The sequence below is a fragment of the Bhargavaea cecembensis genome, assembly GCF_001619585.1.
In the GTDB taxonomy this organism is placed as follows: Bacteria; Bacillota; Bacilli; order Bacillales_A; family Planococcaceae; genus Bhargavaea; species Bhargavaea cecembensis_A.
The window spans coordinates 1202590-1215189 of sequence record NZ_LQNT01000009.1; the positions used below are offsets into that span (position 1 = coordinate 1202590).

The window sequence follows — 12600 nt, forward strand, 5'->3', positions numbered from 1 at the left end:
TGAGGGGAAGATTAGAGATTGATGAGAAAGCATTAATTCATTGCCCTTCGGATCGTTTCGGGGATCATCACGACTTCCGTCTTGAGGTCGACCGGCCGGAAATCCGGATCGATGCACGCATCCCAGAACTCGAGGTGCTTTTTGTCAATCCAGTGGTCCGACTCCTCGACCGCCTGGCCGTTCTCGCCCTGGACGGAGTACCAGTACAAATACTCTTCTCCGCCGAGTGTCTCACGGAAAATCGTTTCCACATGCATCTTCTCGCCTTCAAGTGTGACGAGCACATCTTCCATATGCTCATTCAGGAATGCCATCCATTCATCCACCTTTTCCGACATGCCTTGCTTCACCCGGAATCGTGTCAGTTCAACGTTCATTTTACTTCCCCCTCTTTCTATGTAAGAAGGGCCGGGGATCGCCCGGCCCTGATGATTCGTCTTTTTTAATCGTCCCAGGATATGGTCAGGATCTCCCCGGTGATGGCGTGAATCTGGATATCGGCTTCCCGGTCATCTGCCGTTTCGACCTGGACCATGTAGTAACCGCCGTCTTCGGTATCCTCGAAGTCGATGTCATCATCCACTTTGCCCGGGATCTCCTTGACGGCGATGTCTCCGGCTTCACTTGGCGTGAGCCGGACGGACTGCTTGGGTGTTTCTTCCTGTGCAGGCGGCCCGGCCGGTTCTTTTTCGGTCACGGATTCCTTGATTTGCTCGCCGGTCACCGCGTCGTACTCGGCTTCAGTCGTTTGGGTTTCATCTTCGACGGTTGCGCTGTAGATGTTATCTCTAAGCTCGAGCGCTATTGGTTCTGAGCCGTATTGCTCCGCTATTTTCGCTTTCATGTCCGCTTCAGGGATCGGGTCGACGCTTTCCGTTCTTTCCATCGAGATGATCGCCCCGCCGTCACTGTCGACGACCGCTTCGAATACGCCGTCATTGCGCTTGAGCGTGGCACGATAGACGTCCCCGTCCTGCTCGATATTCAGGATTTCGCCGCCGTACATACCCGTCAGCTTCATCTCGACGTCAACCGCCGCCATTGCCTCACCGCTGCCGCGAAGCGCCATAATGGCTACGATGACCACAGTTAAAGCCGCCGCGCCGATTGCCGCGAGCCATAGCCATTTTCGGTTGTCCATGCACGACCCCCTCCTTATCTCCCATTATACGGAGCGAACATTAAAAAACGCTGAGAGGCCAGACGTTTATTCCGTTACGGTGTTAACCTGCCAGAGGATGCCGAAGCGGTCCTTGACCTGGCCGTATGCAGGGCTCCAGAACGTTTCCTGGACGTCCATGACCACCTCGCCGCCTTCCGCAAGTTGGGCGAAAATGTCGCGGGTCAGATCCGGATCGGTCAAGGATAGGGCGATCGAGAGGTGATCGCCTACCGTATGAGGCTGGCCGGGATTCGTATCGGAGATCATGAAGTCGGTGTTTCCGACTTTCAGATGGGCGTTCAGCACCCGGTCCTTCATTTCATCCGGCATCTCTTCGCCCGGCTGTGAGGGCATGTCGCCGAAAGTCTTTACTTCAAGCACATCTGCCTGGAGCGCCTTTTCATAGAAGCGGACCGCTTCCTGTCCGTTGCCGTTCGTGACGAGGTACGGATACATCGATTTGATCATGTTCATCTCTCCTTTTAGGGTTCATGATTGCCGATTTGACGGGAAGACGATTCTGAATACCGTCCCGACTCCAACGACGCTTTCAACACTTAGTTCTGCTCCAAGTCCTTCGGCGATTTCCTTGGCAAGTGCCAGACCGAGCCCGGTGCCTCCGGTTTTGCGGTTCCGGTCGCTGTCGACCCGGTAAAAGCGGTCGAACAGGTGCGGAAGGTCTGCTTCCGGAATTCCTGGTCCGTGGTCGGCGACGGAGAGCTCTACGCGGTCTTCTTTTTCTTCCATGGTGAGCCGGACCGCACCATCGCTGTATTTCCTTGCGTTGTCCAAAAGAATGAAAAGCAATTGCCGGAGCTTGTCCGGGTCAGTATCCGCAATCAGCTTGTCCGGCCCCTCGATTCCAAAATCCCGGCCGTAAGCCTGACGCATCGGGCTGACTGTTTCTTCGGCGATGCCCCGGATGTCCGCCTGTTTGAAGTGATAGGCAGCCGACTGATCGGATCGCGCGAGGTCCAGGAGCTGGGCCGTCAGGTCTTTCATGCGGATGGCCTGCGACAAAATGGCATCGACGGCTTCATTCGCGATGTTCCGGTCATCGAATCCGCGCCGCTTCAGCAATCTGGAGTAGCTTTCGATGACGGTGATCGGCGTCTTCAGTTCATGGGAGGCGTCGGAGACAAAGCGCTCCTGCTTTTCGTAGTTCCGGCCCAATTGGTCCATCATGTCGTTGTAGGCAAGCGCCATCTCGTGCAGCTCGTCTTTTCCGCGGCCTTCATCAATCTTCTCATAAGCCCCTTTTTCCCGGTTCTCCCGCATCGTGCCGGTAAGCACGTTGATCGGCCGTGTGACGATGCGGCCGAGCGCGACACTCGAGACGATGACCGGAATCATCGCTGCGGCAGTGAGGCCGATAAGAATCAGCCGGAGGGTGGCAAGCTGACCGGCGATGTCGTCCGCCAACTGGGTGATGCGGAGCTCTGCGACTTCTCCTCCCGCGCTGATAAATGGCATAGCGACCGTCACGGCGGGCATGCCGTCGACATCGGAGACCGTGTAAGGGCCGCTGCCGTCCGGTTCAGCCGGGAACCCGCGCAGCCGCTTGTCGCTCTCCACTTCACGGATCACCCGTCCGTCTGCCCCTACAATCAGCAACGCCCCGTCTGGCGGCATATAGGCACGGATGACCATGTTCGCGTTTGTGGGAGCGATGTGATTCAGCTCAGCGGTAAGGTCCTCCCCCCTGGCCAGAAGCTGATCCGCCTGCCGCTCGTACATCATTTTCTCGAACAGGAAGTAGATGCCGATGCTGAGCCCGGCAAGGATCAGGAACATAAGGAGCGTCGTGAACACGTGGATCCTCGTTCTCAGCTTCATTTCGGAGATTCCTTCAGCACGTAACCGACGCCGCGCACGGTATGGATGAGCCCGTCTCCGATCTTCTTGCGGACATACCGGACGTAGACATCCACGACATTTGTATCGCCGTAATAATCAAAGCCCCACACCGCATCCAGCAGCTGCTCTCGCTCGAACACGCGGTTCGGATGCTTCAGGAAATACAGCAGCAGGTCGTATTCGCGCGGGGTCAGGTCGATGGAACGCCCGTCCCGGGTCACGTCGCGCGTCTCTTCATTCATGGTGAGCCCTGCGAACGAATGGATATGTTCCGGCGTCGCCACCTTTGCTCCTGATAGTGCCTTCGCCAGCCGCAGCGTCGCACGGATGCGCGCGAGAAGCTCATCGATTTCGAACGGCTTCGTGACATAGTCATTCGCTCCGAGGTCGAGACCGGCCACCTTGTCCTCCACTTCGTTTTTTGCAGTCAGCAGGATGACCGGTACCGCCGTGTCACTTGCCCGGATGCGGCGCAGCACATCAAGCCCGGACAATCCCGGAAGCATCAGATCGAGCAGCACGAGGTCCCATCCGCCCTCGCGGAACTTGATCAGCCCCTCGTCGCCCGCATGCGCCACCCCGGCCTCGTAGCCCTCAAACTCCAGCTCGAGCTGCAGCACCCGCGCGATGTTCTCCTCGTCCTCCACAATCAGGATCCGTTCTGCCATGCCGTCCGCCTCCTTCTCTTTCTACCTACAACTATGATTGGGAAGGATTTCTGCGTCAAGCGCGGAAAGACTCGAATCCTGCAGGCCGCAACGGGCGTGCGGCGCACGGCTTTTCTTCCCCAAAAGGGTTCACCGTCCGCTCCGGTGGTACACTGTTGGTAACGAGTTTTCAGAGGAGGGAATTAGGATGAAAGTGATTCCTGTCGGGATCTGGGGCGGTTATCCGAAGGCGGAGTCGGCGACGTCGTCGTTTCTGATCGAGCATGAGGGGTTCCGGGTGCTGTTCGACTGCGGGAGCGGGGTGCTGGCGCAGGTGCAGCGCTACATCACGCTCGATGAGATCGATGCGGTCGTGATCAGCCATTACCATGCGGATCACGTGGCGGATGTCGGGAGCCTGCAGTATCATCACCTGATTGCGTATTACACGGGGCGGCCGCTCCGGAAGCTGACGTTTTACGCGCATGACCGGGACGCGGACGGGTTCTCAAAGCTGACGTATAAGGAAGTTGCTGAGGGGCATGCGGTAGCACCGGGTGAGACGTATGAGATCGGGCCGTTCTCAGTGACGTTCGCCGAGACGGTTCATCCGGTGTATTGCTTGGCGGCGCGCTTCGAGGCGGACGGCAAGGCGGTCGTGTTCACGGCCGATACCGAATTCCACGAGCCGCTCGCGGAGTTTGCGTCGGGAGCAGATCTGCTCGTGAGCGAGGCGAATCTGTATGAGGAATACAAGGGCAAGTCGCCGGGGCATATGGCCGGAAGCGAGGCCGGAGAGCTTGCGCGTCTCGCGGGTGCGAAGCGGCTGCTTCTGACGCACCTACCGCAGGACGGCGATGTGCAGCTAATCTTGTCGGCCGCACAGGAAGCGTTCGGCGGCAGTGCGCGGTTAGCGGAAGCCGGGGATGTCATAGAAGTGTGAGAAAAGGGTTTCGCCGGGGATGGCGGAACCCTTCTCTTGTGTCGGGCAGCTCTGGATTTGGAAAGTTTTTCTCTGGGACGAGTAGGGTTAGTATAAGGGTTTTTTTAACTTCTGGCTTTAAGGGGGGCTAATTTGCTATTTCTGGCTAATCATTTAGAATGTTGAATTGGTGCTGCAGACATTTATCTTAATTTTTTACAAAGGTTAAGGAGGATAAACGATTATGGCTGTTTTGCCTAATTGTCCCAAATGCCAATCGGAGTACACTTACGAGGACCGTAATGTATTCGTATGTCCTGAATGTGCAAATGAGTGGACACATGAAGATGTAGAAAAAAGTGAGGAAAACGTTGTAAAAGACGTCCACGGAAATGTTTTGAAAGATGGAGATACGGTGACCGTCATTAAAGATTTAAAAGTGAAGGGCAGTTCATCAGTCCTCAAAATCGGTACGAAAGTAAAAGGGATTCGTATCGTTGATGGTGACCACAATATTGATTGCAGGATCGAAGGATTTGGTGCCATGCAACTAAAATCTGAATTTGTAAAAAAGGCCTAATCATAGTCTCGTTTTCCGTTACGGAATGTGTAAGGAGCGGGTTTACTTCAAACTCGGAGCCCTAATCTTCAAACTCGGGCGCATAATCTTCAAACTCAACCCGCTTTATTTCAAGCTCACTAAAAAAGGGGTTCGCTGCGGCGAATCCCTTTCTTAATTATTCCGATTGGCGCATCAGGGGCGTGTTGTAGTCCCAGACATAATGGGTCGCTCGACCGCTTCCTTCTCTCTCCAGGGGATAGAACTGGAGCAGGCGGGAAGCCGCACCCGGGCTTTTGATGCTGAACAGCTCCCGGACCTGCCTGTTCACAAGTGTTTGGCTTCTTAAGGTGAACCAGTCTTCCAATGTGCGGGTGAAGGGGTCGGCAGTCTTCCAGTTGCAGGCCGGGCATAGCCAAGTCCGTTCGCTTTTGCGTGCAAGTCTACCACCACATGCTTCACAGAGCGGTCCCCACTCAACCTCTTCAGCAAGAATGCCAAACCGTCCGATCAGCGGGAAAGCGATATAAGGTTTGTTATGGCGGCGAATGTAGCCGGCAAGTTGCCAGAGCTCCTGCTCGCTCATTCCCCTGTCCTTTCCTTTTGTGGCGAGGTGTCTGCGGATTTCTCGGAGGCTGAAGAGCCGCCCGCTGGCAGGAGGCTTCTCGATGATTGCACTTCCCGTCATAATTACGGCCCCTTCCACTTCGAAAGGGATACCGTGCAGATGAAACCAGACCTGCAGGTTGGCGATTTCGTCCTGCAGCTGCAACATGGGGCAGTCGTAACGATCAGTGATGCTTCCATGTTCGTTCACCTTATCCAACCGTGCGGGATGTTCCTCAAAACGGAGTCTTCCTGCCATGTTCTTGGCCTCATAAATCACCGCTCCTGAGGGCAGGAGAATCAAAACATCGAGTTGGACGAAATGTCCCGGCATGACTTCCAGACTGACGTCCCACAGAATGGGCCACGGGAATTCCAATCGTCGGATGTAATTCAGGACCTTCTCTTCTCCCGCAATTCCTGCCCGGAGGAATTTCAACTTTCCTGCAATTTCCGAGTAAGACCGGTGACGGCTGCCCACTCGGGCGAGCAGCCGTTCATGCGCCTTTCCTTTAAGGACTGCCATCGACTCGCTCTCCACCGGACCCGCCCCTTCCTTTTTCCGAACCATACCACAACCAGGGACATGCCGGAAGACAACTTGGCATCTTTGGATTTTAAAGCATTTTTGCATGTCAAAATTGAAAAATGCCCCGGCTGGCGGGGCATTCATACGAGCGTTTCAGACGAGTTTGAAGATAAGTGTCCTGAGTTTGAAGATTACGGCTCTGAGTTTGAAGAATAACACCCTGAGTTTGAAGAATAACACCCTGAGTTTGAAGATTAGCACACCCGCGCCATCACTCCACCGTCGCCGGCGGTTCCGGCACGACTTTCTTCGCACGCATTTCCTTCACTTTGTAGAACACCATGCAGGCGATGAAGAAGCCGACTCCGTAGATCAGGCCGATGCGCTGTGTCGGATCGACGAACAGGAAACCGAGGATGAGCAGGCAGAAGGCGATGCAGAACAGCGGCAGGAACGGATAAAGCGGTGCCTTGAATTTCAGGTCCTCGATGCGGCCGCCGTCCCGCACATACTTTCTGCGGAACATGAACTGGCTGGCGGCGATGCCCATCCAGGAGATCGTGACGGAGATGCCGGCGATCGACATCAGGAGGATAAAGACGGCGTCTGCCTCCATGAAGCTTGTCAGGAGCGACAGGAGCGAGAAGACCATCGTGAAGAGCAGCGCGTTCAGCGGGACTTTGCGCTTGGTCAGCTTCCGGAATACACCCGGCGCCATGCCTTCGCCTGACATCGACCAGAGCAGGCGTGTTGACGCGTAGAGGCACGAGTTGCCGACGGACAGGATCGCCGTCAGGATGATGAAGTTCATGATGTCTGCCGCAAACGGCACGCCGGCGATTGTCATGAGCGTGACGAACGGGCTTTCCAGGAGTCCGAGTTCAGACGCCGGGAAGATGGAAGACAAAATGACGATGGACGCAATGTAGAACAGGATGATCCGGACGAGGATCGTGCGGATTGCGCGCGGGATGTTCTTTTCCGGGTTTTCCGTCTCCCCCGCAGCCACTCCGACCAGCTCGGAGCCCTGATAGGAGAAGATGACGTTCATCATCGTCACAAAGACAATGGCGATCCCCGCCGGGAACAGGCCGGTCGGTGCAAGATTGGACAGTCCCGGTGTCGGCCGGTCGGCAAGCGGGACTGCTCCGAAGATGGCGAGAATCCCGATGATGATAAACGCGATGACCGCAAGCACCTTGATGCCGGCAAACCAGAACTCCGCTTCCGCGAAGCCGCGTGTCGACAGGGCATTCAGCCCGAACAGAAGCAGCATGAAGACCGCGCACCAGATCCAGACCGGCACATCCGGATACCAGTGCTGCATGAGAATCCCGGCTGCGGTAAACTCCACGCCCGCGGTCGCGGCTGATCCGACAAAGTACATCCAGCCAAGCGAGAACCCGGCGGAAGGACTGATAAATTTCGTGGCGTACGTCTGAAAGGATCCGGTGACCGGCATATGGGTCGCCAGTTCTCCGAGGCAGGTCATGACCATGTACAGGATGAGCCCTCCGACGAGATAGCCGAGAATGGCGCCTCCCGGACCGGCCTGGTTGATCGTATAACCGGCGTTCAGAAACAGCCCCGTCCCGATGACACCGCCCAGGCTGAGCATCAGCAAGTGCCGGCTCTTCATGGAGCGGTTCAGTTCCTGTGGAGGCAGCAGCGTATGTGGATCGTTCATCATTTCCCCCTGTCCGGCGGTTCCGTACCCCTTCAGCCGGGAACCGCCTGTTTTGTTGTGAAGCCGCTTACAGCAATGGCTAATGGTGGCAATTTTCAGTCACTATCGGAAATGGGAGGACCCGGACGCGCGACGGCGTTCGGTTCCTCCCCATTTCTCTTAATCAGAACCTCAGCGACAGACAGCTGAGTCCCCCGTCCTGCTTTTGGACCTCGCTCATGTCGAGCTCGAGGGTCCGGTAACCGGCTTTTTCGATCTTGCGCTTCGTTTCCGGGTAGCCGGACGGGATGATGACGGTGTCGTTGACCTTGATGCAGTTGGCGGAGTATTCGTCTTCCTTGCCGATGACGATCCGGTTGTATTCCGCAAAAGCCGGATGGTCGATAAACTCGCCCGCGACGACCATGTTGTTGTCGCCGAGGTAGGCAATCCCCGTCTTCAGGTGGAAGAATTCCTGGAGCGGCAGGATATCCGCCTTGTAGCCTTCCTTTTCAAGAATCTCTTTGAGCTGTCGGGCGCCTTCTTCATTGGTCCGCTCGGACAGGCCGATATAAAAGTGGTCGTCTGCCTGAAGCACATCGCCGCCGTCCAGATAACCCGGTGCTTCGATATGGTAGAACTTGTCGTAGAATTTCTTCAGCGCTTCTTCGATTGCCGCTGTCTCCCCATTTCGGGATTCCGCTCCCGGGTTGGCGATGACGGCGAACTCCGGCGTCAGGACGGCCGGGTCCTCTACGAATACGGAGTCCGGGTACTGCTCGTCTGCCGGAAGTTCGGTTGCTTCGACATCGCAGCTTTTCAGCGCTTCGACGTAGGCTTTGTGCTGTTCGACGACCTTCTCATAATCCGGCTTGCCGAGGTCGGAGGTGGTCAGCCCGTCCACATAGCTTCTGGCAGGCGCTTTGACGATGACGTTCTGGAATCGGGACATGGAGATCTTCCTTTCAGGATGAATAATGATATTTGGTTGCGGCCTGTTCATTGCGTTCAATAAACAGCTTGCGGATCAGCGTCTCCAGCATGATCGGCAGCCGGCGGAAGGCGCTGTCGATGTGGAGGCGCTCCGTGCGCTGATGGGCGTCGCGGCCCAGCGGCCCGACGTTCAAGACGGGAGCGTTCAGTTTCCGCATGTCTTCAAACGGGATGCTGTACGTGTCCCCCCAGACCGGGGTGTTGCGTTCGTAGGCGGTCCAGCCATCGCTTCCGCCGCGGTAGTTGACGTAGCTCAGGTCGCAGATGCCATTGAAGTAATGGACCTGCTCCAGTTCGGTGCCGAGCGTTTGTGCGGTGTCCTTCATAAGCGAGACCGCGTCCCGGATCAGCGCCTCCTCAGTGGAGTTGACCGCCGGGTAGTATGGCGGCGCGTACATAAGGACAATTGCCGGGGACAGTTCCTGGCATTCGATCATGAGCCGGTCGGCGACAGCGAAGCTCTGCGCCCGCTCGTCCGGACCGGCCAGGGCAATTGCTTTTTCCTTCATCTTGCGGACCTCTTCCGTGCCAAGCTTGTCTTCCGCATGAGTCAGGATCTGCTCGTAGCGGTACACTTTCACGTCACCGACACCGCTTACGCCGTGGCGGCGGCACAGTTCCCTGTAGGCCGAGTTGCACGCGGACGCCGCTTCCCCGGCAACTTTTTCGAATGTTTCCATGACGTCCGCCGCCGTGCGCTTGAACAGGAAGACATTATAGAGCGCGGCGGCGCGGTACGGTGTCTGGGTGGAGTACTGGTCCTTCAGGTCACGCTGGTACAGCGAAACCGGGAGCGGTGTCTTCTCGCCGTACTCGCTCTCTTCGAACAGGTCGCTGAACTCCATCTGTTGCGTCATATAGGAAGCGATGTAGTTTGCAGTCAGGCCCTGGAGCGGTTCCCCGACGTGGGTTTCCTTTCCATAGAACAGGGCTGCCGGCATGATTTTGCCGATTGTTCCGGAGTAGATATACTCCTTTGTGTCGCCCGGCTCTTGCGTGAAGGACGGCTCCCCGTTCAGGAACAGGCTGAATGTGAGCCCTTCCTTCTCGGCGATCTTAAGCAGGGCGCCAACCGCGACCCTCATTCCCGCGGAGTTCACTTCCTCGTCCGGTACGGTCAGGAGGAGAAGGTTGACCGGCCAATCCTCGTCGATTGCCTGCTCGAGCAACGAAAGATGGGCGGTGAGGCCCGCCTTCATGTCCATCGTGCCTCTGCCGAACAGGTACTCACCCGACTCTAGGTCGGCACGAGCTTCCGCGTGGAGCGTGTCCTTGACGTCATGAAGCTTGGCCGTCAGTTCCTCAGGCAACGTCGAAAGCGCCTGAAGGGCCCCATATTCCTCGGTCTGGACCGTATCAAAATGGCTGATGAGCACGATCGTATCCGTTGCATCCGGATGCTTGTACAGTGCCGTCACCGTCTGGCGGCCAAGGCCTGCATCGTGAAGGGCGACGCGTTCCGGATGCTGCTGGAAGTGAGGCATTTCACGAAGCTTCGTCTCGAGCCGCTGCGCAAATAGCCGCTCTCCTTCCGTCAGCGTCCGGCTGTCCCAGCTGACCAATTCACAGAGTAGTGCTCGGCGTGCTTCAGGTGTGTCCCAACGGCGTCCCATCGGTTGTTCCCCCTTGTTCATCTGTTTTTGTTCGTGTGCCAGAGTCATTTTGTTCTAACCACTGGGCAGGTCAGGCAAGTTGGCCCGCCGGTTCCTTTATAAGAGATTTCATCGCCTTTGTACTCATACACGGTGGCTCCGGCTTCCTCAAGGCCCGCTTTCGTCACGGGATTGCCCGCCGGAATGACCACTTTACGCGGAGCCAGTGCCAGCACGTTGCAACCAAGATTGTCGTACTCGTCCTGCGGCACTTCTACCAGCCGGACCCCGTTTTCAATGAGGCGCTGTCGAAGGAATACCGGCATGAGCGGGGAATGGACGACGGCCAGATCCTTGTCGACGATGCTCAGGAACGACATCAGATGGAGGCACTCTGCCTCCCCGCGGTCATGCGGAAGCTGCACTTCGATGAATTCGTCCACGAAAGGTGCCGTCATTTCCCGCAGTTGCCTGATAGCTTCATCATTTGTCCGGTAGCCCCTGCCGACCGCAATCGTCCGGTCATCCAGCCAGACGATGTCCCCGCCGTCGGAAACCGCGTCTCCCTCCAGTTCTCCGATTACGGGGATGCCTTTTTCTTCGAGGAACTTCTTATAGACTTGCGCTTCCGGCTGGCGGAGGGCCTTGCCCGATTTCAGGATGATCGCGCCGGCCGGCGTGAACTTCACCGGGTCGTGCGCATAAAGCGAGTCGAGTCCCGTCTCCTCTGCCTCCGGAAGAAAGTCGATCTCTTCGACATGCTCTTTGAGGATATCGAGGAACGCCTCATATTCCCGGAGCGCTTCCCCGTAATCAGGTACCTCGGCATAGTTAAAGCGCTTCCAGTTTTCATCAAGATGCTTCTGGCTTTTGAATGCTTCCTGTGGCCGCTTGACGATCACGCGTCGGAGCGGCTCATGCATGGATGAAAGAAACGTCATATGTAATCAAGCTCCTTTTTCCGTTAGACGGAAAGTATTTTCACTAAACGGAAAGTTGTTACGATTAATATAGTCAATCCATGCTATACTGTCAATATATTTTGAACCTTCATTGAGGAATAAGTTTCTTCTAAACAAAGAGAAGTCAATCAGCATACATAGCGCTTAAAATCGGTTCACAATCAAAGGAGAAGTTGCGATGCAGGCACTGGAACGGGCGATGAGCATTACGGGACTATTATCGGAGGCGGAAAACGGAGGAATGTCGATCTCGGACCTTTCCAAGAAAAGCGGACTCGCACTCGGCACGATGCACCGGATCCTGAAAGGAATGGAAAAGCAGCGGATGGTCGAGCAGGACCCGCAGACCAAGCTGTACCGGCTCGGCCCGATCTGGCTGGAATACGGGCTGCGCCTGTATGACTCGATGGATTACATCACTAAGATTCGGCCGGAACTCGAGCGCCTCTCCAGAGAGGTAAAGGAAAGCGTGTATCTGAGCCGGCCATCGGGCCATGAGGCGATTGTCATGGAGCGCATTGACAGTGACGACAATCCGATCCGGATCAATGACCCGCTCGGCATCCGAATTCCTCTCCATATCGGGGCGGCCAACAAGGCAATGCTCGCGGATATGCCGCCTGGTGAAGCTGCGGAAATCGTCGGCCAACTCGTCCCCCGCGACAAGCAGCAGGCTTTCCATGACGAGCTTGCGGTCATCCGGCAGGCCGGATATGCCGAAAGCCACGGCGAACGCACACCCGGCACCTCTTCGGTTGCCGCCGCGGTCAGGGACGGGCTCGGCACCCTCGTCGGCGCCGTTTCCATCGGCTTCATCAGCTATGACCTGACCGATGAGCGCCTCGCCTACCTGTCGGAGAAAGTAAAAGAAGCCGGCGCCCGGATTTCAAGGAATCTGGGTGCCGGCTGAGGATTGAGAAAGCGGGAACGGCAGACGCCGTCCCCGCTTTTTGCTGGAGAGAGTTTATTTTCAAACTCGGGTACTTAATCTTCAAACTCGGACGACTAATCTTCAATCTCGGGCCGCTAATCTTCAAACTCAGACGACTCATTTTCAAACCCGATCTTCCCCATACAAAAAACCCCGCCATAGGCGGGGGTTTTT

General features: G+C 56.4%; 13 protein-coding genes. 3 read left to right on the forward strand and 10 right to left on the reverse strand.

What is annotated here, in order from left to right; genetic code table 11:
- Nucleotides 1-32: 32 nt before the first annotated feature.
- The 5 genes from AV656_RS09420 to AV656_RS09440 all read right to left on the reverse strand — a co-directional run bounded on the left by AV656_RS09420 (nt 33) and on the right by AV656_RS09440 (nt 3687).
- A complete protein-coding gene (locus tag AV656_RS09420) occupies nt 33-377 on the reverse strand; it encodes a DUF6176 family protein (RefSeq protein WP_063181167.1) in 345 nt (114 codons plus the stop codon).
- 65 nt (nt 378-442) lie between these two features.
- Nucleotides 443-1141, reverse strand: coding sequence for a PepSY domain-containing protein (locus AV656_RS09425; protein WP_063181169.1), 699 nt, complete (start codon nt 1139-1141; stop codon nt 443-445).
- A 66-nt stretch (nt 1142-1207) separates the two neighbouring features.
- Nucleotides 1208-1630 carry a VOC family protein gene (locus AV656_RS09430; RefSeq protein ID WP_063181170.1) on the reverse strand — a complete coding sequence of 141 codons (423 nt, stop codon included), beginning with the start codon at nt 1628-1630 and terminating at the stop codon, nt 1208-1210.
- A gap of 21 nt (nt 1631-1651) precedes the next feature.
- On the reverse strand, nt 1652-2998 hold the full coding sequence (locus AV656_RS09435; RefSeq protein ID WP_063181172.1) for a sensor histidine kinase: 1347 nt from the start codon (nt 2996-2998) through the stop codon (nt 1652-1654).
- Nucleotides 2995-3687 carry a response regulator transcription factor gene (locus AV656_RS09440; RefSeq protein ID WP_063181174.1) on the reverse strand — a complete coding sequence of 231 codons (693 nt, stop codon included), beginning with the start codon at nt 3685-3687 and terminating at the stop codon, nt 2995-2997. The genes AV656_RS09435 and AV656_RS09440 overlap by 4 nt, the downstream gene beginning before the upstream one ends.
- A 187-nt stretch (nt 3688-3874) precedes the next feature.
- Here AV656_RS09440 and AV656_RS09445 point away from each other — a divergent pair, with 187 nt between their 5' ends.
- Together AV656_RS09445 and AV656_RS09450 are read left to right on the forward strand one after the other, a co-directional pair.
- On the forward strand, nt 3875-4609 hold the full coding sequence (locus AV656_RS09445) for an MBL fold metallo-hydrolase (protein ID WP_063181176.1): 735 nt from the start codon (nt 3875-3877) through the stop codon (nt 4607-4609).
- Between the two features lie 223 nt (nt 4610-4832).
- Complete coding sequence (locus AV656_RS09450) at nt 4833-5168, forward strand: zinc ribbon domain-containing protein YjdM (protein WP_063181178.1); 336 nt, start codon at nt 4833-4835, stop codon at nt 5166-5168.
- A 157-nt stretch (nt 5169-5325) separates the two neighbouring features.
- Here the strand turns inward: AV656_RS09450 and AV656_RS09455 are convergent, their stop codons facing one another.
- From AV656_RS09455 to AV656_RS09475, 5 genes are all read right to left on the reverse strand, one after another.
- On the reverse strand, nt 5326-6279 hold the full coding sequence (locus AV656_RS09455; RefSeq protein WP_063181180.1) for a nuclease-related domain-containing protein: 954 nt from the start codon (nt 6277-6279) through the stop codon (nt 5326-5328).
- 274 nt (nt 6280-6553) lie between these two features.
- Nucleotides 6554-7969: an amino acid permease gene (locus tag AV656_RS09460; protein WP_063181182.1), complete on the reverse strand. Its 1416-nt coding sequence runs from the start codon at nt 7967-7969 to the stop codon at nt 6554-6556.
- A gap of 163 nt (nt 7970-8132) precedes the next feature.
- Entirely contained in the window at nt 8133-8900 is a 768-nt protein-coding gene (locus tag AV656_RS09465) for a dimethylarginine dimethylaminohydrolase family protein (RefSeq protein ID WP_063181184.1), read from the reverse strand.
- Between the two features lie 13 nt (nt 8901-8913).
- Complete coding sequence (locus AV656_RS09470; protein WP_063181185.1) at nt 8914-10554, reverse strand: M20/M25/M40 family metallo-hydrolase; 1641 nt, start codon at nt 10552-10554, stop codon at nt 8914-8916.
- 44 nt (nt 10555-10598) lie between these two features.
- Nucleotides 10599-11474: a dimethylarginine dimethylaminohydrolase family protein gene (locus tag AV656_RS09475; RefSeq protein ID WP_063181187.1), complete on the reverse strand. Its 876-nt coding sequence runs from the start codon at nt 11472-11474 to the stop codon at nt 10599-10601.
- Nucleotides 11475-11673: 199 nt separating this feature from the next.
- Between AV656_RS09475 and AV656_RS09480 the strand changes: the two genes are divergently transcribed.
- A complete protein-coding gene (locus AV656_RS09480) occupies nt 11674-12405 on the forward strand; it encodes an IclR family transcriptional regulator (protein ID WP_063181189.1) in 732 nt (243 codons plus the stop codon).
- Nucleotides 12406-12600 lie beyond the last annotated feature (195 nt).